Origin of the sequence: Pseudomonas sivasensis (genome assembly GCF_021391435.1) — a bacterium.
Classification (GTDB): Bacteria; Pseudomonadota; Gammaproteobacteria; order Pseudomonadales; family Pseudomonadaceae; genus Aquipseudomonas; species Aquipseudomonas sivasensis.
The window spans coordinates 311,657-335,599 of sequence record NZ_CP090029.1 but is presented as its reverse complement, the minus strand read 5'-3'; the positions used below and the strand labels follow the sequence as shown (position 1 = coordinate 335,599).

Genomic DNA, 23,943 nt, shown 5'->3' with positions numbered 1-23,943 from the left:
TCACTTTTTTTGGCGGCTTTTTTCCGTGAGTCCAGCTTAGACAGTGAGCCAGTCAATCTGCCCTCACCAGGCATCTACGGATGCTGAACATGCCAGCGTGTTTTCCCCGCAACACGTTCGACTCTTCCTACACGCTATTGGGTCAAGCCATACGCGCAGCATTGCTGTTGACGGCGCTGGGTAGCGGTACGGTACTCATCAGTGTCTCAGCGGCAGAAGCCCGCGCCGAGCAGGTCAATCAACCCTACAAGATAGCCGCAGGCCCACTGAGCCAGGTACTCAATCAGTTCTCACGACCGATAGGCGTCACTATGTCCAGCATGCCAGCGCAAACTTAGGACCGGCACTCGGTGGGGTTACAGTGCGATGCGCTGCTTAAATGATCGCTCGGTGGATAACATTTACCTTGATGGCTTGAAGTCCATGAGGGACAGAGGCACCTATAGCACGATGCAAGTTGCATCCGTACTTCCTGGAGCGCGTGGACATTCTCAAGGGTCCTTCCTCACTACTCTATGGGCGCAGATGTCCCGTCTGAGCATCGACTTTACCGATGACACTTCACTGACGTTACAGGCCTATCTCCACTAGGGCGACCAAGCAAACCATGCTGATAGGTGCGGGCTATCAAGGGCGTAAACAGTGGTGGATTGGACAAGTGGGTCGCTTGAGCCAATCAATGCGTTTAACCCAGCCTATGGTAACTCTGCTATCCGCTATTACAGCCCTACCAGCTACTTGCGCCGGGTGGAGCAGACCGGGTTTTATCTGCAAGACCTGATCGAATTGATCAGGAAAATCTGGCAACCAAGCTAACGCAGGAAAGCTTTTATCGTGCTGTCGGCGCTGTACGTTCGCTGGGGCTGGAATTGGAAGCACATATGGAGCTAAGTTCCTGAGCAGCTATACCTTTAAGGTAACGTCGACTTGAAGGGCGTGGATGTGAGGCTGAATGCTAAGAATCTGACCAATGAAACTTATGTAGCGTCCTATGCCAGTCTGAACTTCTGCTATCTGGGTGAAGAGCGCAGCGTAAGCGCGGCGGTAAGTTACCAGTTCTGAGCCACTAGTGCGGCCCCCACCCACCAGCGCCTCTAAACGACAAAACCCCTGTCTGTATAACAGACAGGGGTTTTGGAATTTAATCTTGACGATGACCTACTCTCACATGGGGAAACCCCACACTACCATCGGCGATGCATCGTTTCACTACTGAGTTCGGGATGGGATCAGGTGGTTCCAATGCTCTATGGTCGTCAAGAAATTCTGTGTATCGGATCGTTGCATTCGCATCGCGCCGATGAGATTCATGAGTTTCTACATAAAACAAAACCCCATCTGCTTTCGCAAATGGGGTTTCGGAATTTAATCTTGACGATGACCTACTCTCACATGGGGAAACCCCACACTACCATCGGCGATGCATCGTTTCACTACTGAGTTCGGGATGGGATCAGGTGGTTCCAATGCTCTATGGTCGTCAAGAAATTCGGGTACTGAGTCGCGACCAGTTGGCCTCGCTTCAGCAAATTGGGTATGTGATAGCTTTCGGTGTTTGCAAGAGTCGAACTTTCGGTTCATTTCGTCTTCACACACCGCAATCTGGTGCTCTTTCGCTTTTCAGCTCGAAGCAAGCAAATTGCTTGGGTGTTATATGGTCAAGCCTCACGGGCAATTAGTATTGGTTAGCTCAACGCCTCACAGCGCTTACACACCCAACCTATCAACGTCGTAGTCTTCGACGGCCCTTCAGGGAACTCAAGGTTCCAGTGAGATCTCATCTTGAGGCTAGTTTCCCGCTTAGATGCTTTCAGCGGTTATCTATTCCGAACATAGCTACCCGGCAATGCCACTGGCGTGACAACCGGAACACCAGAGGTTCGTCCACTCCGGTCCTCTCGTACTAGGAGCAGCCCCTCTCAAATCTCAAACGTCCACGGCAGATAGGGACCGAACTGTCTCACGACGTTCTAAACCCAGCTCGCGTACCACTTTAAATGGCGAACAGCCATACCCTTGGGACCGGCTTCAGCCCCAGGATGTGATGAGCCGACATCGAGGTGCCAAACACCGCCGTCGATATGAACTCTTGGGCGGTATCAGCCTGTTATCCCCGGAGTACCTTTTATCCGTTGAGCGATGGCCCTTCCATACAGAACCACCGGATCACTAAGACCTACTTTCGTACCTGCTCGACGTGTCTGTCTCGCAGTCAAGCGCGCTTTTGCCTTTATACTCTACGACCGATTTCCGACCGGTCTGAGCGCACCTTCGTACTCCTCCGTTACTCTTTAGGAGGAGACCGCCCCAGTCAAACTACCCACCATACACTGTCCTCGATCCGGATAACGGACCTGAGTTAGAACCTCAAAGTTGCCAGGGTGGTATTTCAAGGTTGGCTCCACGCAGACTGGCGTCCACGCTTCAAAGCCTCCCACCTATCCTACACAAGCAAATTCAAAGTCCAGTGCAAAGCTATAGTAAAGGTTCACGGGGTCTTTCCGTCTAGCCGCGGATACACTGCATCTTCACAGCGATTTCAATTTCACTGAGTCTCGGGTGGAGACAGCGCCGCCATCGTTACGCCATTCGTGCAGGTCGGAACTTACCCGACAAGGAATTTCGCTACCTTAGGACCGTTATAGTTACGGCCGCCGTTTACCGGGGCTTCGATCAAGAGCTTCGCGTTAGCTAACCCCATCAATTAACCTTCCGGCACCGGGCAGGCGTCACACCCTATACGTCCACTTTCGTGTTTGCAGAGTGCTGTGTTTTTAATAAACAGTCGCAGCGGCCTGGTATCTTCGACCGGCATGAGCTTACGGAGCAAGTCCTTCACCCTCACCGGCGCACCTTCTCCCGAAGTTACGGTGCCATTTTGCCTAGTTCCTTCACCCGAGTTCTCTCAAGCGCCTTGGTATTCTCTACCCAACCACCTGTGTCGGTTTGGGGTACGGTTCCTGGTTACCTGAAGCTTAGAAGCTTTTCTTGGAAGCATGGCATCAACCACTTCGTTAACTAAAAGTTAACTCGTCATCAGCTCTCGGCCTTAAGATCCCGGATTTACCTAAGATCTCAGCCTACCACCTTAAACTTGGACAACCAACGCCAAGCTGGCCTAGCCTTCTCCGTCCCTCCATCGCAATAACCAGAAGTACAGGAATATTAACCTGTTTTCCATCGACTACGCTTTTCAGCCTCGCCTTAGGGACCGACTAACCCTGCGTCGATTAACGTTGCGCAGGAAACCTTGGTCTTTCGGCGTGGGTGTTTTTCACACCCATTGTCGTTACTCATGTCAGCATTCGCACTTCTGATACCTCCAGCAAGCTTCTCAACTCACCTTCACAGGCTTACAGAACGCTCCTCTACCGCATCACTTACGTGATACCCGTAGCTTCGGTGTATGGTTTGAGCCCCGTTACATCTTCCGCGCAGGCCGACTCGACTAGTGAGCTATTACGCTTTCTTTAAAGGGTGGCTGCTTCTAAGCCAACCTCCTAGCTGTCTAAGCCTTCCCACATCGTTTCCCACTTAACCATAACTTTGGGACCTTAGCTGACGGTCTGGGTTGTTTCCCTTTTCACGACGGACGTTAGCACCCGCCGTGTGTCTCCCATGCTCGGCACTTGTAGGTATTCGGAGTTTGCATCGGTTTGGTAAGTCGGGATGACCCCCTAGCCGAAACAGTGCTCTACCCCCTACAGTGATACATGAGGCGCTACCTAAATAGCTTTCGAGGAGAACCAGCTATCTCCGAGCTTGATTAGCCTTTCACTCCGATCCACAGGTCATCCGCTAACTTTTCAACGGTAGTCGGTTCGGTCCTCCAGTTAGTGTTACCCAACCTTCAACCTGCCCATGGATAGATCGCCCGGTTTCGGGTCTATTCCCAGCGACTAGACGCCCTATTAAGACTCGCTTTCGCTACGCCTCCCCTATTCGGTTAAGCTCGCCACTGAAAATAAGTCGCTGACCCATTATACAAAAGGTACGCAGTCACCCAACAAAGTGGGCTCCCACTGCTTGTACGCATACGGTTTCAGGATCTATTTCACTCCCCTCTCCGGGGTTCTTTTCGCCTTTCCCTCACGGTACTAGTTCACTATCGGTCAGTCAGTAGTATTTAGCCTTGGAGGATGGTCCCCCCATATTCAGACAAAGTTTCTCGTGCTCCGTCCTACTCGATTTCATGACTAAGAGATTTTCGCGTACAGGGCTATCACCCACTATGGCCGCACTTTCCAGAGCGTTCCGCTAATCTCAAAGCCACTTAAGGGCTAGTCCCCGTTCGCTCGCCACTACTAAGGGAATCTCGGTTGATTTCTTTTCCTCAGGGTACTTAGATGTTTCAGTTCCCCTGGTTCGCCTCTTACGCCTATGTATTCAGCGTAAGATAACCATCTTATGATGGCTGGGTTCCCCCATTCAGACATCTCCGGATCAAAGTCTGTTTGCCGACTCCCCGAAGCTTTTCGCAGGCTACCACGTCTTTCATCGCCTCTGACTGCCAAGGCATCCACCGTATGCGCTTCTTCACTTGACCATATAACCCCAAGCAATCTGGTTATACTGTGAAGACAACATTCGCCGAAAATTCGATTTGGCTCTTTCGAGCCACTCACAAATTTTACCTTAGCCTGATCCGTTACCAGTGAAAGTAACGTTCAGTCTATCTTTCTATCACATACCCAAATTTTTAAAGAACGATCTAATCAAAGACTAGAAATCAACATTCACCATCATCACAATGGAATGCTCATTTCTAAGCTTTCAACAAACAGAAGCAGTAGTGGTGGAGCCAAACGGGATCGAACCGTTGACCTCCTGCGTGCAAGGCAGGCGCTCTCCCAGCTGAGCTATGGCCCCGTATTTCTACAGGCGTTTCCCACACAAAATTGGTGGGTCTGGGCAGATTCGAACTGCCGACCTCACCCTTATCAGGGGTGCGCTCTAACCAACTGAGCTACAGACCCAATTTCGGGCTGCTTCTTTATCGTCTTCTTCAATGAATCAAGCAATTCGTGTGGGAACTTATGGAGCAGCTGATGTCGTCGATTAAGGAGGTGATCCAGCCGCAGGTTCCCCTACGGCTACCTTGTTACGACTTCACCCCAGTCATGAATCACACCGTGGTAACCGTCCTCCCGAAGGTTAGACTAGCTACTTCTGGTGCAACCCACTCCCATGGTGTGACGGGCGGTGTGTACAAGGCCCGGGAACGTATTCACCGCGACATTCTGATTCGCGATTACTAGCGATTCCGACTTCACGCAGTCGAGTTGCAGACTGCGATCCGGACTACGATCGGTTTTATGGGATTAGCTCCACCTCGCGGCTTGGCAACCCTCTGTACCGACCATTGTAGCACGTGTGTAGCCCAGGCCGTAAGGGCCATGATGACTTGACGTCATCCCCACCTTCCTCCGGTTTGTCACCGGCAGTCTCCTTAGAGTGCCCACCATTACGTGCTGGTAACTAAGGACAAGGGTTGCGCTCGTTACGGGACTTAACCCAACATCTCACGACACGAGCTGACGACAGCCATGCAGCACCTGTCTCAATGTTCCCGAAGGCACCAATCTATCTCTAGAAAGTTCATTGGATGTCAAGGCCTGGTAAGGTTCTTCGCGTTGCTTCGAATTAAACCACATGCTCCACCGCTTGTGCGGGCCCCCGTCAATTCATTTGAGTTTTAACCTTGCGGCCGTACTCCCCAGGCGGTCAACTTAATGCGTTAGCTGCGCCACTAAGAGCTCAAGGCTCCCAACGGCTAGTTGACATCGTTTACGGCGTGGACTACCAGGGTATCTAATCCTGTTTGCTCCCCACGCTTTCGCACCTCAGTGTCAGTATCAGTCCAGGTGGTCGCCTTCGCCACTGGTGTTCCTTCCTATATCTACGCATTTCACCGCTACACAGGAAATTCCACCACCCTCTACCATACTCTAGTCAGTCAGTTTTGAATGCAGTTCCCAGGTTGAGCCCGGGGATTTCACATCCAACTTAACAAACCACCTACGCGCGCTTTACGCCCAGTAATTCCGATTAACGCTTGCACCCTCTGTATTACCGCGGCTGCTGGCACAGAGTTAGCCGGTGCTTATTCTGTCGGTAACGTCAAAACAATCACGTATTAGGTAACTGCCCTTCCTCCCAACTTAAAGTGCTTTACAATCCGAAGACCTTCTTCACACACGCGGCATGGCTGGATCAGGCTTTCGCCCATTGTCCAATATTCCCCACTGCTGCCTCCCGTAGGAGTCTGGACCGTGTCTCAGTTCCAGTGTGACTGATCATCCTCTCAGACCAGTTACGGATCGTCGCCTTGGTGAGCCATTACCTCACCAACTAGCTAATCCGACCTAGGCTCATCTGATAGCGCAAGGCCCGAAGGTCCCCTGCTTTCTCCCGTAGGACGTATGCGGTATTAGCGTCCGTTTCCGAACGTTATCCCCCACTACCAGGCAGATTCCTAGGCATTACTCACCCGTCCGCCGCTCTCAAGAGAAGCAAGCTTCTCTCTACCGCTCGACTTGCATGTGTTAGGCCTGCCGCCAGCGTTCAATCTGAGCCATGATCAAACTCTTCAGTTCAAACATCTTTGGGTTTTTAAGAAACCCTAAACTTGGCTCAGCAATCGTTGGTTACATCTTTGATTTCTCGCGGAGTAACTTGTGATGCTGATAATCTTGTTGACTATCAGTCTGACTCCACAAGCACCCACACGAATTGCTTGATTCAGTTGTTAAAGAGCGGTTGGTTAAGATCTTTCGTCTCAACCGAGGCGCGCATTCTACAGCAGCCTCATTTGCTGTCAAGTGATTATTTTCAGAAGCTTTCGAAGATTTCTTCAACAACTTCAACCACTTGCGCTTCTGATCTCTCATCAGCGGGAGGCGAATTCTACAGCGTTACACGCTGCTGTCAACACCTCTTTTTCAACTTCCTTTTGGCTTCGATGAACTGAAGCAACCTACTGCCGAAAACTGCGTAACTCATTGTTTACCAAGGAGTTTTCCGTTTCGACTGCACCGGAAGTGGGGCGAATTATAGGCTCCCAGAATCTCACGTCAACCTTTTAATTTGCGATATCTATCAATTGGCTAGAATTGATTAAAAAATGGTCAACCGAGCGCTATATATATAGAACAGAACATCTAGATAACACCTGCCCCCCTTAAAGCAGCCACATTCGCAGCCCCCAACCCGAGCACACGCTGTAGTACCTGAGCTGTATGCTCACCCAACAGCGGAGGCGCACTGCGGTACTCCACAGGCGTCTTGGACAACCGAATGGGGCTGGCAACCTGAGGCACCATCCCCGCCAGCGCATGTGGTAGCTGCATAGCCAACCCACGCGCCTTGACCTGCGGATCAGCAAACACCTGCGCCAAATCATTGATCGGCCCACAAGGCACACCCACCCGCTCCAGCCGCGACACCCACTCAGCCGTCGTTTTGAAGACAGTAGCCTGGCGAATCAACGGAATCAGCTCTGCACGGTTAGCCACTCGTACCTTATTAGTAGAGAAGCGCGGATCATCCGCCCACTGCGGCTGACCAGCCACTTCGGCGAACTTGCGAAATTGGCTGTCATTTCCCACCGTCAGAATGAAATCACCATCGGCTGTAGGGAAGTCCTGATAAGGCACGATATTCGGATGAGCGTTACCCAGACGCTTTGGGGACACCCCTGTCGTTAGGTAATTCATCGCCTGATTAGCCAGACACGCCACCTGCACATCAAGCAATGCCATATCGATATGCTGACCGCCACCGTCGTGATCGCGATGCGCCAGCGCAGCAAGAATCGCCACCGTCGAGTAGAGCCCAGTAAGGATGTCAGTTAACGCCACCCCAACCTTCACCGGCCCCGCACCCTCATCACCCTCCGGTCGACCGGTCAGACTCATCAGCCCGCCCAGCCCCTGGATCATGAAGTCGTAGCCCGCACGGCCGGCATACGGTCCGGTCTGACCAAACCCAGTGATGGAGCAATAGATCAACTCCGGATTAACGGCCTTGAGTGACTCATAGTCCAGCCCATATGCCGCCAGGCCACCGACCTTGAAGTTCTCGATCAGGATGTCGGACTTGGCCGCCAGGTCCCGCACCAATTGCTGACCCTCCGGTTGCGTAAAATCGATAGTCACCGACTCTTTATTACGATTAGCGGATAGGTAGTACGCCGCCTCACTGGTGTTCTCGCCATAAGCATCCTTAAGGAAGGGCGGGCCCCAAGCACGCGTATCGTCACCGTTGCCGGGACGCTCGACCTTGATCACCTCAGCCCCAAGATCCGCAAGGATCTGTCCGGACCAAGGGCCCGCCAACACTCGCGACAAATCCAGTACCCGCAGATGCGAAAGCGCGCCCATACCGTTCTCCTATTAATAGAACGCCTGAAGACCGGTTTGCGCGCGCCCCAGAATCAAGGCGTGAACGTCATGCGTGCCCTCATAGGTGTTAACCACTTCAAGATTCACCAAATGACGCGCCACCCCGAACTCGTCAGAAATCCCATTGCCACCCAACATGTCCCGCGCCATACGAGCGATATCCAAAGACTTGCCGCACGAGTTGCGCTTCATGATCGACGTAATCTCAACCGCAGCCGTTCCCTCATCCTTCATACGCCCCAGCCGCAAGCAACCTTGCAGCGCCAGAGTGATCTCGGTCTGCATATCCGCCAGTTTCTTCTGGATCAGTTGGGTAGCCGCCAATGGACGACCGAACTGCTGACGATCAAGCGTGTACTGGCGAGCGGTGTGCCAGCAGAACTCGGCAGCGCCCAACGCCCCCCAGGAGATGCCATAGCGCGCCGAGTTAAGGCAGGTGAAAGGACCTTTCAAGCCACGCACATCCGGGAAAATGTTCTCTTCCGGCACAAACACGTTGTCCATCACGATCTCACCAGTAATAGAGGCGCGAAGGCCGACCTTGCCGTGAATCGCTGGCGCACTCAGGCCCTTCCAGCCTTTCTCCAAGACAAAACCACGGATATCACCGGCGTCATCCTTACCCCACACCACAAACACGTCTGCAATCGGGCTATTGGTGATCCACATCTTGGCGCCCGTAAGGCTGTAGCCGCCGTCCACTTTGCGCGCACGCGTAATCATCGCGCCTGGATCAGAGCCGTGGTTAGGCTCGGTCAAACCAAAACAGCCAATCCATTCGCCGGAGGCCAGCTTGGGCAAGTACTTCTGCTTTTGCGCTTCGGTGCCGAACTCATTGATAGGGACCATTACCAATGACGACTGCACACTCATCATGGAACGGTAACCGGAGTCGACGCGCTCAACTTCACGCGCAATCAACCCGTAACTGACATAGTTCAAGCCACTGCCACCGTACTGCTCAGGAATCATCGCCCCCAGCAAGCCGGTTTCACCCATTTCACGGAAAATCGCCGGATCTGTTTTTTCATGGCGGAAGGCTTCGAGAACACGGGGCGCCAGCTTGTCCTGGGCAAATTGCTCAGCACTGTCACGCACCATGCGCTCTTCTTCGGTGAGCTGTTGATCCAGCAGTAGCGGATCGATCCAGTTAAAGCTTGCCTTGCCAGCCATGAATAAGTCCTCGCAAAGAAATCAGATGTCGTGGGGGGAGCCTAGGCCGAGCGAGCGAGGAGAGCAAACGAGGTTTCCGCATAGCCTTGTGCTAATTTCTCACTCCGTAACACTCAGAAACTGCGCAAGCGCGCTTTATATGTGAGTACAAGGTACATGCGCAGAAAAATACCCAGCACAACCGCCCTCGTCAGTTTTGAAGCGGCCGCACGCCACGAGAGCTTTACCAAGGCTGCGCACGAGCTCTCCATTACCCAGGGTGCCATTTGTCGGCAGATAGCCAGCCTTGAGGAGTTTTTGAGTGTCGAGCTATTTCGGCGATCACGGCGTGGGGTAAAGCTGACGGAAGCAGGTCTGTCCTACAGCCGCAGAGTGGCAACTCAGCTGGATGCCGTGGAACGCGACACCCTATCAGTCATGGGCCAGCAGGGCGCCAACACTATCGAGTTGGCCGTAGTACCCACCTTTGGTACCCAATGGTTGATCCCTCGCCTCAAGGACTTTCAACGGCAGCACCCAGAGGTGACTGTAAATCTGACCAACCGCACACGCCCCTTTCTGTTCGCCGATACCGACTTCGACGCGGCGATCTACTTCGGCGACGCTGATTGGTCCGGCACCGAGTCCCACCGGCTGCTGGGAGAAAATCCCGTCCCCGTGTGCAGCCCGCGCCTTTTGGGTGACCGCAAGCGTTTCACGCCACAGGAGATCGGGGAACTGCCACTGCTTCAGCAGACCACCCGTCCGTATGCCTGGCGCCAATGGTTCAACGCTCAGCAGTTGAACGTCCCGCGCGACATGACAGGCCCGCGTTACGAGCTATTCTCGATGCTGTCCCAAGCAGCCATGCACGACATGGGCATTGCGCTGATCCCACCGTTCCTGATCCAGCGAGAACTGGACGAGCATCAACTGGTGATCGCCAACCCTGACGCGCTAACAAGCACCAAGGCTTATTACCTGATGATTCCTGACAGGAAAGTCGAATCAGCCTCATTGCAGGCGTTTCGGGACTGGCTCATTGACCAATCCCAGCGCTATAGCCCCAGCAATTAAAGGCCAAAGCCCTCATGCTGACTTTGTAGTCAGTTAATTTTTGATCCTACAGATATACGTATATGTCGCATTTTCACAGACTGTATCTATCCATCAAAAATAGGGCTTAACACCATGATTTTAGTGGCTTGCAGCGACTCCAACAGGCCAATGCCCGACTATTCACATCAATCATGGGCAAACACCAAAAAATCACCTAGGGCCCTTTAATTACCTGTATTTAAAGAGGTTATTTCAGCATGTTGCGACAATCAGTCACAGGGTGACTTGTAGTTAATTTTTCGTCACCCGTCATAATCCCTTGAAGGCCGTAAAGTTCGCCTGCAAAATGCCGCGCCCCGCTGTCATTTCAGCGGGATCGTGCTGATCGGCCGCCCCAGTTGCGCCACTCGCGGTGCACTGGCCTTTTTACAAAAAGATCAAAAGCAAAAAGATCATGCAGGAGATTTGACGTGCACATTGGTGTTCCTCTCGAAACCCAGACCGGTGAAACGCGGGTGGCTGCCACCCCGGAAACCATCAAGAAGCTGATCGGCCAGGGCCATAAGGTCACTGTACAAAGCGGGGCTGGCCTGAAAGCCAGTGTCGTCGACAGTGCCTATGAAACGGCAGGCGCAACCATTGGCAGTGCCAACGATGCGTTCGGCGCCGAGCTGATCCTCAAGGTGGTAGCGCCCAGCGACAGCGAACTTACGCTGATCAAAAGCGGCACCGTGTTGGTGGGCATGCTCAATCCGTTCAGCAACGAAACCATTGCCAAGCTGGCGGAGAAGGGCATCACCGCTTTCGCTCTTGAAGCCGCGCCACGCACTTCACGGGCACAGAGCCTCGACGTGTTGTCGTCTCAGGCCAACATCGCGGGCTATAAAGCCGTACTGCTGGCTGCTCATCACTATCCGCGCTTCATGCCGATGCTGATGACCGCCGCCGGCACCGTCAAAGCCGCGCGCGTGCTGATCCTCGGCGCCGGTGTTGCTGGTCTGCAGGCGATTGCCACGGCGAAACGCCTGGGCGCAGTGATCGAAGCGTCTGACGTGCGCCCGGCCGTCAAAGAGCAAATTGAATCCCTCGGCGCCAAGTTCGTCGACGTGCCCTACGAGACTGACGAAGAACGCGAATGCGCCGTCGGCGTCGGTGGTTACGCACGCCCGATGCCAACCAGTTGGATGCAGCGCCAGGCCCTGGCCGTGCACGAGCGCGCCAAGCAAGCCGATATCGTCATCACCACCGCACTGATTCCCGGGCGTAAAGCACCCACACTGCTCAGCGCCGAGACCGTCGCGCAGATGAAGCCTGGCTCGGTGGTCATCGACCTCGCCGCCGCCCAAGGTGGCAACTGCCCGCTCACCGTGGCTGACGAAACCGTCGTGGAAAACGGCGTGATCATCTGTGGCCCGACCAATCTCGCCGGTGCTGTCGCCGCCGACGCGTCAGCCTTGTACGCGCGCAACCTGCTGGACTTCCTGAAGCTGGTCTTCAACAAGGAAGGGCAGTTTGAACTCAACCTCGAAGACGACATCGTCGCCGCGTGCCTGATGTGCCGCGACGGCCAAGTCATCCGCAAAAACGCCTAAGCAGGGATTCAGACGATGGAAGAGCTTATCTCCCCCGGTATCTACAACCTGATCATCTTTGTGCTGGCGATTTATGTCGGTTACCACGTGGTCTGGAACGTTACCCCCGCGCTGCACACGCCATTGATGGCGGTGACCAACGCCATTTCCGCGATTGTGATCGTCGGCGCCATGCTGGCCGCCGCCCTCACAGTGACACCATTGGGCAAGACCATGGGCACGCTGGCGGTCGCTTTGGCGGCAGTCAATGTGTTCGGCGGCTTCCTGGTGACTCGTAGGATGCTTGAGATGTTCAAGAAGAAAGCGCCCAAAGCTGTGAAAGAAGAGGTGCAGAAGTAATGAGCATGAATCTGGTAACGACGCTCTACCTGATCGCGTCGATCTGCTTTATCCAGGCCCTTAAGGGCCTTTCGCACCCGACCACATCGCGACGCGGCAACCTGTTCGGCATGCTTGGCATGGCGCTGGCGGTGCTCACCACTGTGGGCCTCATCTATAAGCTGGGCGCTGAGCTCGCCACCGCCGGTATCGGCTACGTAATCGTCGGCCTGTTGGTCGGTGGTACCGCAGGCTCGATCATGGCCAAGCGCGTAGAGATGACCAAGATGCCGGAGCTGGTTGCCTTCATGCACAGCATGATCGGCCTGGCTGCGGTGTTTATCGCTGTCGCAGCAGTGGTTGAGCCGCAATCGTTGGGCATCGTTAAGCACCTGGGCGATTCAATCCCTGCCGGTAACCGCCTGGAACTGTTCCTCGGCGCTGCTATCGGTGCAATCACCTTCTCGGGTTCGGTGATCGCCTTCGGCAAACTGTCGGGCAAGTACAAGTTCCGCCTGTTTCAGGGCGCACCGGTACAGTTCGGCGGTCAGCACAAACTGAACCTGGTACTGGGCCTGCTGACCCTTGGCCTGGGCCTGGCCTTTATGTTCACCGGCAACCTCACCGCCTTCGCGCTGATGCTGGCCCTGGCCTTCGTGCTGGGCGTGCTGATCATCATCCCAATCGGCGGCGCCGACATGCCGGTCGTCGTGTCGATGCTCAACAGCTACTCCGGCTGGGCAGCGGCGGGTATCGGTTTCTCGCTGAACAACTCGATGCTGATCATCGCCGGCTCCCTGGTGGGCTCCAGCGGCGCGATCCTGTCGTACATCATGTGCAAGGCGATGAACCGTTCCTTCTTTAATGTACTGCTCGGCGGTTTCGGCAATGCGCCGGATGCCGGTGCTGCGGCAGGCTCGAAAGAAGCGCGCCCGGTGAAGTCCGGCTCGGCCGACGACGCAACCTTCCTGCTGACCAACGCCGACACCGTGATCATCGTTCCAGGCTACGGCTTAGCGGTGGCACGTGCGCAACACGCGCTGAAGGAACTGACCGAGAAGCTGACTCACCGCGGCGTGACCGTGAAGTACGCGATCCACCCGGTGGCAGGCCGCATGCCTGGGCATATGAACGTCCTGCTGGCCGAGGCGGAAGTGCCTTACGACCAAGTGTTCGAAATGGAAGACATCAACTCGGAATTCGGCCAGGCCGACGTAGTCCTGGTGCTGGGCGCAAACGACGTGGTCAACCCGGCCGCGAAGAACGATCCGAACTCGCCAATTGCAGGGATGCCGATTCTGGAAGCCTTCAAGGCCAAAACCATCATCGTCAACAAGCGATCGATGGCCAGCGGGTATGCCGGTTTGGATAACGAGTTGTTCTACTTGGACAAGACCATGATGGTCTTCGGTGACGCGAAGAAGGTCATCGAAGACATGGTCAAAGCCGTCGAGTAACACTGCTTCAGCGCAATACTCAAAACCCCGGCCTGCGATAGGCTGGGGTTTTTTATTACCGCATGAAACCCGACCAAAGGCTCTAAAACACTACTCGGCATTCGACCATGGTAGCGGGCCGAAACTTTTTGAAATCACTACACTGCCCACCTTGCTTCCGTAGCCTGAGATAACAATTCATGTACCGTGATCGTATCCGCTTGCCTTCGTTGTTGAACAAGGTCATGAGCGCGGCAGACGCCGCCGCACTGATCGAGGACGGCATGACCGTCGGCATGAGTGGCTTCACCCGAGCCGGTGAAGCCAAGGCCGTCCCCCACGCCCTGGCCGAACGCGCCAAGACGTCCCCGCTGAAAATCACCCTAATGACCGGTGCCAGCCTGGGTAATGACCTGGACAAGCAACTGACCGAAGCTGGCGTGCTGTCACGACGCATGCCGTTTCAAGTCGATAGCACGCTGCGCAAGGCAATCAATGCCGGCGAAGTCATGTTTATCGACCAGCATCTGTCGGAAACCGTCGAGCAACTGCGCAACAACCAGCTCAAGCTGCCAGACATTGCTGTGATCGAAGCCGTGGCGATCACCGAACAAGGGCATATCGTGCCCACCACCTCCGTGGGTAACTCGGCCAGCTTCGCGATTTTCGCCAAGCAGGTGATCATCGAGATCAACCTGGCACACAACCCGAATCTTGAAGGGTTGCACGACATCTATATCCCAACCTACCGCCCGACTCGCACGCCGATCCCGCTGGTAAAGGTCGACGACCGCATCGGCAGCACCGCGATTCCCATCCCGCCGGAAAAGATTGTCGCCATTGTCATCACCAACCAGGCGGACTCAGCTTCTACTGTTACACCTCCTGACAGTGACACCCAAGGGATCGCCAATCACTTGATTCACTTCCTTAAACAGGAAGTGGATGCCGGTCGCATGACCAACAAGCTCGGCCCGCTGCAGGCGGGTATCGGAAACATCGCCAACGCGGTGATGTGCGGATTGATCGATTCGCCGTTCGAAGACCTGACGATGTATTCCGAAGTGCTGCAGGACTCGACTTTCGACCTGATCGACGCCGGCAAGCTGAGCTTTGCGTCGGGCAGCTCGATCACGCTGTCGGAACGGCGCAACGCCGATGTGTTCGGCAATCTGGAGCACTACAAGGACAAGCTGGTGCTGCGCCCGCAGGAAATCTCCAACCACCCCGAAGTGGTCCGTCGCCTGGGCATTATCGGCATCAACACGGCGCTGGAGTTCGACATCTACGGCAACGTCAACTCCACCCACGTCTGCGGCACGCGGATGATGAACGGCATTGGCGGCTCAGGCGATTTCGCGCGTAACGCGCACTTGGCGATCTTCGTAACCAAGTCAATTGCCAAGGGTGGCGCGATTTCCAGCGTGGTGCCGATGGTCAGTCATGTGGACCATACCGAGCATGATGTCGACATCCTTGTCACCGAAGTCGGCCTCGCTGACCTGCGCGGCCTGGCGCCACGGGAGCGCGCACGGGTGATCATCGACAACTGTGTACACCCGGCGTACCGCGATGCGCTGAACAGTTACTTCAATGCGGCCTGCGCCATCGGCGGACACACCCCACACATCCTGCGCGAAGCACTGAGTTGGCACATTAACCTGGAAGAAACCGGGCATATGCTCAAGGCTTGATTGATACAGATCCGGGCTGATGCAAACACACCTTCATCAGCTCGGCTTCCTGATCGTCACTTCTTAATAAAACTGTACTGCTGTACTGGTCTTTTCCGACAGAAAAATCTTACGCATATCCCCATAACCACCAATTTCGCACCATTAAAGTGCAGACAAGTACAGTTGCCCCATTTTCGTACCGTACAGCACCTATAAACAGTTAACTGGCCCCTCACAATACAGGTGAACTGTATCTAGAGAGTCTTGCGCCGGAGGAGGATCATTGGCATCAGTTAAACCACTACCTAATGCCGCCATAAGCGGAAGGATGTCATCATGGAACGTACACTCAGTTCCGAACTGTTCTTCGAAGAAAAAGCTGTAAACACCCAGGCTTCCATGCCTTTGCGCGTTCTGGCCAACCTGATGTTGTGGCAGCGCCGCATCTCCAGCCGCCACCAACTGGCTCGTCTGGATTCGCGTCTGCTGGCTGACGCCGGTATCAGCGAAGCTCAACGCTACGAAGAGCTGAGCAAGCCGTTCTGGCGCTAATTAGCGCTCGCTGGCCCTGACCCACCGGGTCCACTGCCAGCACTGATTTGTCAAAACAGAGCCCGCCCCGGGAGACCGGAGGCGGGCTTTGTTGTTTTAGGCGTGTGCGTTTCCAGCAATGCTTTTAGAGGAACAGGTACAGTTTAATAAACCAATAATACAATAGGTACAGTTTTCAGAACTGCACAAAACCTATCAGAACTGATAAGCCTCGGCCTAATATCCAATCAACATTCGGCGAGTCTCTGCGCCACCTTTATTGCTCATCTATAGGAGTCACCCCATGTCCCGTCTTCGCCTGCTCAGCGCCGCCGCCCTGTTGGTCCTGGCTGCAAACGCCAATGCCTCCAGCTTTATAGTGACCACCGACTCCATCGTCGGCGCCTTGAAGGCCACTTCAGACGCCACCTCCGATGCAACTTCGTCCCTTCGCGATAACAAAGTCGTGCGTGCCGCCCGAGACGACGCTGCCAGCTTTGTCGCCAGCGAAGGAGCCATTCGTGGTGTGAAGCTGGAAAGCGCCTTGGCCCAGATCCGCCAACAAGCACCACAACTGAATACCGCGACTGACGCACAGCTGGCTCAAGCCATCCTGGCTATCTGATCGCACCTGATATGAGCGAGCGCCAGTTGCTCTTGAATGCCTCGGCGCTGGCTCTCGCCGGGGCATTGCGCTAGCCTTGGCGCTCGTTTTCAGTTGTCGAGTCCCATGGCTTTTTCATACCGCCTGTTAATTGTCCCTGTCGTGTTTTTCGCTGGCTGGTCGCCACTGGCTTCGGCCTTTGACCTGACCATCCAGAGCACTGTTGCGAGCGCGTATGCCACCAGCAAGGTGACCTCCGCACCGTTCGACCGCAAAGTAGTAGTGGCAGCTCAGGATGACGCCGCCGCGTTCATCGCCACTGACGGCCAATGGCGTGGAGCGCGGCTGGAATCGGCACTGGATTACCTGCGCCGGAACCAACCAAAACTTCATGCAAGCGACCTTGAACTGGCGCAGGCAATTCTCGTCCAATAATCATCTTTGTGTTTCCATCTTTGTATTCGGAGTTCTTCCATGCGTAGCCCGTTGATCGCCGCCACCCTTGGCCTGCTGTTGTTGGCCGACGTTGCCCAGGCGCATACCCTGGTGGCCACCAGTAACATCATTGTCCGCGCCTCCGGCCGCACCATTGATTTCACCTCGGACACCACCACCTCCATCCGCGACTCCAAAGTCGTGCGCGAAGCTCACGATGATGCCGCCAGTTTCGTCGCCACCAATGGCGAAATCCGAGGCGCACAGTTAGAAGCCGCCTTCGATACCCTGCGCACCCGCCTGCCGGAAGCCCGCGACGCCAGCGACCAGACCCTCGCCGAAGCCATCCTCGCTCTGTGAGGCGCCTCGCTGCCTGGCTCCTGGCCGGGACTGTGCTGCTGTGTGCCAGCGCAGCCCAGGCCAGCCTGCAACTGCGGCTCAAGACAGAAGGCTTGAGCCCGGCCGAACAGCAGGCCAGCCAGGCATTGCTCGATGAAGCGATGCGCTCACTGCCGCCGCGCTTTATCGAGCAGTTGGACCGACGCATCGATGTCGGCTGGACCGACAAGATGCCCGAAAATGCCTATGGTCAGGCCTCGTTGGTGTCCGAACTGGACCTCAACCGCAATCTGCTCGCTTCCCTGACCGATGGCAGCGCCGCCACCCAGAAAACCAATCGCCCCCACGGCACCGTGCGCCGGGAAATGCTCGCCACCGTGCTGCATGAATTGACCCATATCTATGACCGTGCGCGCCTGTGGTCCAAGGACGAGCGCGCGCTGATCCAGCGCTGCAGCCGCCAGAACAGCATCACCGGCCTGATCGGCCTGCCCGATCAATGCCGTGGCCAGAATGAACGCCGTTTCACCCTCAGCGATGACCCGCGGCTGCTGGACCTCGCCGGCTGGCCGCAGTATGTCGGCCGGCGCGGTGAGCGCGAGCAGCACAACCGCCAAATCGTGCGCAGCCCAGACATCTACGAAATCAGCAGCCCGCTGGAGTTCGTCGCGGTCAACATGGAGTACTTCCTCCTCGATCCAAGCTACGCCTGCCGACGCCCCGCACTGTTCCGCTATTACCAGCAACACTTCGGCTGGGCACCGCCTGAACAGGATGCCTGCGCCAAGGCCTACCCGTTCCTCAATGCGGGCAACGACTTTGCAAAGACGCCGTTGGGCCACGTGGACCCGGAGCGGGTCTATGAAATCGACTATCTGCTGGCCGAAGCCAACCAGAACCTGGTCAGCCGCTGGGGCCACAGCATGTTGCGCCTGGTGATCTGCGCACCGGGCCGTCCCCGCGGACCAGATTGCCGGTTGGACCTGGACCAGCATCTGGTCTTGTCCTACCGCGCGTTCGTCGGTGACGTACAACTGTCGAGTTGGGATGGCCTGGTGGGCAAGTACCCGTCACGCCTGTTTGTACTTCCGCTGGCCCAGGTGATCGACGAATACACCAAGACCGAGCTGCGCGGCCTGGCTTCCGTGCCGTTGAGACTGTCACGACAAGAGATCAACGACACCGTCGAACACGCTGCAGAGATGCACTGGAGCTACGACGGCAACTACTTCTTCCTGTCCAATAACTGCGCGGTCGAAAGCCTGAAGCTGTTACGCAGCGGCAGCGCGAACCCGCAACTCACCGGCCTGGACAACATCACCCCCAACGGCCTGCTTGAAGTGCTACAAGCCCGCGGCCTGGCCGATACCAGCGTGCTGAATGACAAACGTGAAGCCCTGCGCCTGGGCTATCACTTTGACTCGTTCCGCGAGCGTTATCAGGCGATGTTCGATGTGCTGCGCAAACACCTGCCGATCAAACAGACCCAGGTTGAAGATTGGCTATCGCTCAGCGCAGCGCAACGGCGCCCATGGTTCGACCAGGCCGATCTGCGCACCAGCGCCGCGTTGTTGCTGCTGGAACAGGCAAGCTTTCGCAAGCAGCTGATGCTGGCTCAGGATGAGGTCAAACAGCGCTATCTCGGTGCCCGCGAGCTGAAAAACGGCGGCATGGAAAAAGCCAACGCCACGCTGCAACAGATCCTCGCCAACAGTGGGTTCCTCAGCAGGCCAGCAGAATTGCTCGGCAGCGGCGGCTACGGCCTGCCACAACCGTCGGAAGCCAAACGCCTGGAATCGGAAAGCGCCGAACGCCAGAAACAGCTGCAATCGCTGACCGGCGAGCTGGATAAAGAGGTGAGGGCGCTGCTGGACCCTGCTCGCGCCGCAGAAATCGCCGCATGTGAAGCCAACCTCAAGCAGGTGGGCGAACACCTGCGCAAACTGCACAAAGCAGCGGGCGGCCTTGAGCTGCCCTGAAGCAGCCGAAATAAACACATATCAAATGTGGGAGGGGGCTTGCTCCCGATGGCGGTGGGTCAGCTTGCACATGCAGTGACTGACACTCTGCTATCGGGAGCAAGCCCCCTCCCACATTTTCACCTGTGCACCCTTGAAGACCGTGCGTCTTTTCCACATCACCTGTTTAGCCAGCGAAAGCTGGCTGAAAGCTTTCACGTCTAGGATCGCCCCCACTGCCGGCAAAAGACCGGCTGTTTACAACAACAATGGTGATTCCCGATGTCCGTCCGTACCCGCCTGTTCGCCCCAACTCCCCCCGTACGCCTCGTGCCTTTCGTTCTGCGCTGACCCATCCCGGTTCGCCATTCCCTAGCCGCGCTACGCCTGGAGTATTCCTATGCTGACTTTCCTTGGCTTTGCCATGGTCATCACGTTCATGTTCCTGATCATGACCAAGCGCCTGTCTGCGCTGATCGCCCTGATCATCGTGCCAATCCTGTTCGCGCTGTTCGGCGGTTTCGCACCGAAGATCGGCCCGATGATGCTCGAAGGCATCACCAAGCTCGCGCCAACCGGCGTGATGCTGATGTTCGCCATCCTCTACTTCGCCTTGATGATCGACTCCGGCCTGTTCGACCCGGCCGTGCGCAAGATCCTCAAGATGGTCAAAGGCGACCCGCTGAAGGTTTCAGTCGGCACCGCCGTACTGGCCCTGGTGGTGTCCCTGGACGGTGACGGCGCCACCACCTACATGATCTGCGTGGCCGCCATGCTGCCGCTGTACAAGCGCATCGGCATGAGCCCGCGGATCATGGCCGGCTTGATCATTCTCGCCGGTGGCGTGATGAACATGACCCCTTGGGGTGGCCCGACCGCCCGCGCCGCCAGTGCGCTGCATGTGGACCCTTCGGATATTTTCGTACCGATGATTCCGGCCATGGCCGCCGGCGTCGTCGCTATCCTCGCGATCGCCTATATGTACGGTAAGCGCGAACGTGCTCGCCTGGGCGAACTGCACCTGCAGGGCGACGAGATCGACCATAGCGAAATCAGCGTGTCGCAATTTCCAGACGCCCGCCGTCCGAAGCTGATCTGGTTCAACGGCGCACTGACCCTGGCCCTGATGTGCACACTGATCGCCGGCCTGTTGCCGCTGCCGGTGCTGTTCATGGTGGCGTTCAGTATCGCGATGATCGTGAACTACCCGTGCCTGCAACAGCAGAAAGACCGCGTCGCCGCCCATGCTGGCAGCGTACTGGCGGTGGTAGGGCTGATCTTCGCCGCGGGTATTTTTACCGGCATCCTGTCGGGCACCGGCATGGTCGATGCGATGTCCAAGAGCCTGCTGGCGGTCATCCCTGACGCCTTGGGCCCGTACCTGGCCGTTATCACCGCACTGGTGAGCATGCCGTTCACCTTCTTCATGTCCAACGATGCGTTCTACTACGGCGTACTGCCAGTACTGGCCGAAGCCGCCAGCCACTACGGCATCACCGCAGTGGAAATGGCCCGCGCCTCCATCGTTGGCCAACCGGTGCACTTGCTCAGCCCGCTGGTACCGTCGACCTACTTGCTGGTCGCCCTGGCCGGTATCGAATTTGGCGATCATCAGCGCTTCACCCTGAAGTGGGCAGTGCTGGTGTGCCTGTGCATAATGTTCGCCGCATTGCTGATGGGGATTTTTCCGCTGTTCAGCACTCTATAATCGTACAACCCAGCTGCGCCGGCCCTACGCCGGTGCGGCCTAACACACGCTCAAAGGAATACACATGGAATGGCTGACCAATCCGGAAATCTGGATTGCCTTCTTCACCCTGACGGCCCTAGAGATCGTCCTGGGCATCGATAACATCATCATGATTTCGATCCTGGTCAGCCGCATGCCTAAGCATATGCAGGCTCGCACCCGGATATTCGGCCTGGCGCTGGCCATGGTCACGCGCATCCTGTTGCTGCTGTCGATCACGTGGGTCATGCAACTGACTGCCGACCTTTTTGTGGTGTTTGGCCAAGGCATTTCCGGTCGCGATCTGATTCTGTTCTTCGGTGGCCTGTTCCTGCTGTGGAAAAGCTCCCAAGAGATGTACCACGCACTGGAAGGTGAAGACGAAACCCAGGACGAGCCGAAAGGCGCCGGTGGCAAGTTCATCTACACCATCATCCAGATCGCGATCATCGACATCGTGTTCTCCCTGGACTCGGTGATCACCGCCGTCGGCATGGTCTCCCACGTACCGGTCATGGTTGCCGCGATTGTGGTTGCCGTATTGGTGATGATGCTGGCTGCCGGCACCATCAGCGATTTCATCGACAAGCACCCGTCGCTGAAAATGCTGGCGCTGTCGTTCCTGCTGGTGGTGGGTACAGTGCTGATCGCCGAATCCTTCGACGTGCATGTGCCTAAAGGCTATGTCTACTTCGCCATGGCATTCTCGCTGGCGGTAGAAGCGGTGAACATCAAGATGCGCACCGCCATCGCGAAAAAGAAGAAACAGCAGGATCCTGTGAAACTGCGTAAGGACATCCCGGGTCAATAACCCGAGCCAGTCGTAAAAAACGGGGCGCTTGCGTCCCGTTTTTTTTCATCCGCAAAAAGCTGATTTCATGACAGTTTTGTTTCAATCCCCACTTTAGCTATGCGATGCTGGCGCCGAGCCCATTCGCCAACTACAGCTTAAGTACAAGACGTAGAGCGGCACGCGGCAACTTTCCTTCGCTCCTGTTGGAGCACACCTACACGGGGGGCCGAGCATGCTGACCTTGCTCAATCTGCTTTCCGCCGTGACCCTACTTATCTGGGGCACGCACATCGTCCGTACCGGGATCCTGCGGGTCTACGGTTCTAACTTGCGTCAAGTCATCGGGCATAACATGTCCAAGCGCTGGCTTGCGTTTGTCGCCGGCATCCTGGTGACAGCCATGGTGCAGAGCAGCAACGCCACGGCCATGCTGGTGACCTCATTTGTGGGCCAGGGCCTGATGGGCCTGATGCCCGCACTGGCGACTATGCTCGGCGCCGACGTCGGTACCGCGCTGATGGCGCGGGTGCTGACCTTTGACTTGTCCTGGCTGTCGCCGCTGTTGATCTTTCTCGGCGTTATTTTCTTTCTGTCGCGCAAACAGACGCGGGCAGGGCAGTTGGGGCGAGTAGGAATAGGCCTCGGTCTGATCATCCTCGCGCTGCAATTGATCGTCGAAGCCGCCGGCCCGATTACCCACGCCCAGGGCGTGAAAGTGCTGTTCGCCTCGCTGACCGGCGACATTTTGCTCGACGCACTGGTCGGCGCCTTGTTTGCGATGATTTCCTACTCCAGCCTGGCCGCCGTATTGCTGACCGCCACCCTCGCCGGCGCCGGCGTGATCGGCTTGCACGTGGCCATCGGCCTGGTGATCGGCGCCAACATCGGCAGCGGCGTGCTGGCCTTCCTCAGCACCAGCATGCAGAACGCCGCCGGGCGCCAAGTGGCCCTGGGCAGTCTGTTGTACAAACTGATTGGCCTGCTGCTGATCATCCCGGTGCTCGACCCGCTGGTACTGTGGATGGACGGCCTGGACTACAACACCCAAGGCATGGTCATCACCTTCCACCTGCTCTACAACGTCAGTCGCTGCCTGATCCTGCTGCCGACCATCGGCCCAATGGCGCGCCTCTGCGCGTGGTTGCTGCCCGAGCGAGAAGAGGCCAACGGCAAGGCCAAACCCCGTCATCTTGACCCCACGGCCCTCACCACGCCCAGCCTGGCCTTGGCGAATGCAGCCCGCGAAACCCTGCGCCTGGGCGACCTGATCGACAACATGCTCACCGCCATGCAAGAAGTACTGCGCGGCAAGCAAACTGCGATCACCCAGGAGATGCGCAGCCTCAGTGATGACGTCGAAGCGCTCTACAGCGCAATCAAGCTCTACCTGGCGCAAATGCCCCGCGAAGACCTGAGCGAACAGGACAGTCGCCGCTGGGCCGAGATCATCGAACTGTCGATCAACCTGAAGCTCGCCGGCGACCTGATCGAACGCATGCTGCGTAAAGTCCAGCAGCAGAAAACCTCTCAGCGCCGCCAGTTTTCCGAAGTAGGCCTGGAAGAACTCACTGGCCTGCACAGCCAGTTGATAGCCAATCTGCGACTCGGCCTTTCGGTATTCCTCAGCGCCGACCCGGAAAGCGCACGCCAATTGCTACGCGAAAAGCGCCGCTTTCGCGCCCAGGAGCGCCGCTTGGCCCACGCCCATGTGAGCCGTCTGCAACGCAAAATCGTACAGAGCCTGGAGACCAGTTCCCTGCACCTGGAGCTGATTGCCGACATAAAACGCCTCAATTCGTTGTTTTGTAGCAGTGCGTATGTAGTGTTGGAAACGTCCGACACAGGCGCGCTCTCGGCCGAAGATATTGCCGACATCACGCATTCGCCCTGAACGTACGATGGCCCGTGAAGTCAGTTAG

16 protein-coding genes, 2 tRNA genes, 4 rRNA genes and 2 pseudogenes are annotated in these 23,943 nt (G+C 56.3%); 16 read left to right on the top strand and 8 right to left on the bottom strand.

Annotated features, from left to right (window positions below; genetic code table 11):
- The first annotated feature begins 89 nt into the window (after window positions 1–89).
- From LRO94_RS27915 to LRO94_RS27910, 3 genes and pseudogenes are all read left to right on the top strand, one after another.
- Complete coding sequence (locus tag LRO94_RS27915) at window positions 90–338, top strand: hypothetical protein (RefSeq protein ID WP_155989938.1); 249 nt, start codon at window positions 90–92, stop codon at window positions 336–338.
- A 10-nt stretch (window positions 339–348) separates the two neighbouring features.
- A pseudogene (locus tag LRO94_RS27965) lies at window positions 349–532 on the top strand (TonB-dependent receptor plug domain-containing protein); the annotation flags it as partial.
- A gap of 54 nt (window positions 533–586) precedes the next feature.
- Window positions 587–1,062, top strand: a pseudogene (locus LRO94_RS27910) (hypothetical protein); the annotation flags it as partial.
- A gap of 83 nt (window positions 1,063–1,145) precedes the next feature.
- Here LRO94_RS27910 and rrf (LRO94_RS01505) read toward each other — a convergent pair.
- From rrf (LRO94_RS01505) to LRO94_RS01470, 8 genes are all read right to left on the bottom strand, one after another.
- Window positions 1,146–1,261 (bottom strand): 5S ribosomal RNA (rrf, locus tag LRO94_RS01505).
- A 108-nt stretch (window positions 1,262–1,369) separates the two neighbouring features.
- Window positions 1,370–1,485 (bottom strand): 5S ribosomal RNA (rrf, locus tag LRO94_RS01500).
- A gap of 169 nt (window positions 1,486–1,654) precedes the next feature.
- Window positions 1,655–4,546, bottom strand: a 23S ribosomal RNA gene (locus LRO94_RS01495).
- 247 nt (window positions 4,547–4,793) lie between these two features.
- Window positions 4,794–4,869, bottom strand: a tRNA-Ala gene (locus LRO94_RS01490).
- Window positions 4,870–4,899: 30 nt separating this feature from the next.
- Window positions 4,900–4,976 (bottom strand) — tRNA-Ile (locus LRO94_RS01485).
- Between the two features lie 83 nt (window positions 4,977–5,059).
- A 16S ribosomal RNA gene (locus LRO94_RS01480) occupies window positions 5,060–6,596 on the bottom strand.
- Together the 16S, 23S and 5S rRNA genes with 2 tRNA genes alongside form the textbook arrangement of a ribosomal RNA operon.
- 564 nt (window positions 6,597–7,160) lie before the next feature.
- The gene (locus tag LRO94_RS01475) at window positions 7,161–8,381 is read right to left on the bottom strand and encodes a CaiB/BaiF CoA transferase family protein (RefSeq protein WP_032885010.1); all 1,221 of its coding nucleotides are present in this window, start codon (window positions 8,379–8,381) and stop codon (window positions 7,161–7,163) included.
- 12 nt (window positions 8,382–8,393) lie between these two features.
- Window positions 8,394–9,575 carry an acyl-CoA dehydrogenase gene (locus LRO94_RS01470; protein ID WP_003187423.1) on the bottom strand — a complete coding sequence of 394 codons (1,182 nt, stop codon included), beginning with the start codon at window positions 9,573–9,575 and terminating at the stop codon, window positions 8,394–8,396.
- 156 nt (window positions 9,576–9,731) lie between these two features.
- Here LRO94_RS01470 and LRO94_RS01465 point away from each other — a divergent pair, with 156 nt between their 5' ends.
- The 13 genes from LRO94_RS01465 to LRO94_RS01405 all read left to right on the top strand — a co-directional run bounded on the left by LRO94_RS01465 (window position 9,732) and on the right by LRO94_RS01405 (window position 23,915).
- Complete coding sequence (locus LRO94_RS01465) at window positions 9,732–10,631, top strand: LysR family transcriptional regulator (RefSeq protein ID WP_032885011.1); 900 nt, start codon at window positions 9,732–9,734, stop codon at window positions 10,629–10,631.
- 452 nt (window positions 10,632–11,083) lie between these two features.
- On the top strand, window positions 11,084–12,205 hold the full coding sequence (locus LRO94_RS01460; RefSeq protein WP_032885012.1) for a Re/Si-specific NAD(P)(+) transhydrogenase subunit alpha: 1,122 nt from the start codon (window positions 11,084–11,086) through the stop codon (window positions 12,203–12,205).
- Between the two features lie 15 nt (window positions 12,206–12,220).
- Entirely contained in the window at window positions 12,221–12,544 is a 324-nt protein-coding gene (locus LRO94_RS01455; protein WP_005783507.1) for an NAD(P) transhydrogenase subunit alpha, read from the top strand.
- Window positions 12,544–13,980: an NAD(P)(+) transhydrogenase (Re/Si-specific) subunit beta gene (locus tag LRO94_RS01450; RefSeq protein ID WP_032885013.1), complete on the top strand. Its 1,437-nt coding sequence runs from the start codon at window positions 12,544–12,546 to the stop codon at window positions 13,978–13,980. The genes LRO94_RS01455 and LRO94_RS01450 overlap by 1 nt, the downstream gene beginning before the upstream one ends.
- 179 nt (window positions 13,981–14,159) lie before the next feature.
- Window positions 14,160–15,653: an acetyl-CoA hydrolase/transferase family protein gene (locus LRO94_RS01445; RefSeq protein WP_179179699.1), complete on the top strand. Its 1,494-nt coding sequence runs from the start codon at window positions 14,160–14,162 to the stop codon at window positions 15,651–15,653.
- A gap of 318 nt (window positions 15,654–15,971) precedes the next feature.
- A complete protein-coding gene (locus LRO94_RS01440; RefSeq protein WP_032885015.1) occupies window positions 15,972–16,187 on the top strand; it encodes a DUF1127 domain-containing protein in 216 nt (71 codons plus the stop codon).
- 283 nt (window positions 16,188–16,470) lie between these two features.
- Complete coding sequence (locus LRO94_RS01435) at window positions 16,471–16,791, top strand: DUF2388 domain-containing protein (RefSeq protein WP_032885017.1); 321 nt, start codon at window positions 16,471–16,473, stop codon at window positions 16,789–16,791.
- 105 nt (window positions 16,792–16,896) lie between these two features.
- The gene (locus LRO94_RS01430; RefSeq protein WP_032885019.1) at window positions 16,897–17,205 is read left to right on the top strand and encodes a DUF2388 domain-containing protein; all 309 of its coding nucleotides are present in this window, start codon (window positions 16,897–16,899) and stop codon (window positions 17,203–17,205) included.
- Between the two features lie 39 nt (window positions 17,206–17,244).
- Window positions 17,245–17,565 carry a DUF2388 domain-containing protein gene (locus tag LRO94_RS01425; protein WP_027608008.1) on the top strand — a complete coding sequence of 107 codons (321 nt, stop codon included), beginning with the start codon at window positions 17,245–17,247 and terminating at the stop codon, window positions 17,563–17,565.
- On the top strand, window positions 17,562–19,523 hold the full coding sequence (locus LRO94_RS01420) for a DUF7844 domain-containing protein (RefSeq protein WP_179179700.1): 1,962 nt from the start codon (window positions 17,562–17,564) through the stop codon (window positions 19,521–19,523). Before LRO94_RS01425 ends, LRO94_RS01420 begins: the two co-directional genes overlap by 4 nt.
- Before the next feature lie 379 nt (window positions 19,524–19,902).
- The gene (locus LRO94_RS01415) at window positions 19,903–21,210 is read left to right on the top strand and encodes a CitMHS family transporter (protein ID WP_032885023.1); all 1,308 of its coding nucleotides are present in this window, start codon (window positions 19,903–19,905) and stop codon (window positions 21,208–21,210) included.
- Window positions 21,211–21,274: 64 nt separating this feature from the next.
- The gene (locus LRO94_RS01410; RefSeq protein ID WP_032885024.1) at window positions 21,275–22,042 is read left to right on the top strand and encodes a TerC family protein; all 768 of its coding nucleotides are present in this window, start codon (window positions 21,275–21,277) and stop codon (window positions 22,040–22,042) included.
- A 214-nt stretch (window positions 22,043–22,256) separates the two neighbouring features.
- Window positions 22,257–23,915, top strand: a complete 1,659-nt coding sequence (locus LRO94_RS01405; protein WP_032885025.1) for a Na/Pi cotransporter family protein — start codon at window positions 22,257–22,259, stop codon at window positions 23,913–23,915.
- Window positions 23,916–23,943 lie beyond the last annotated feature (28 nt).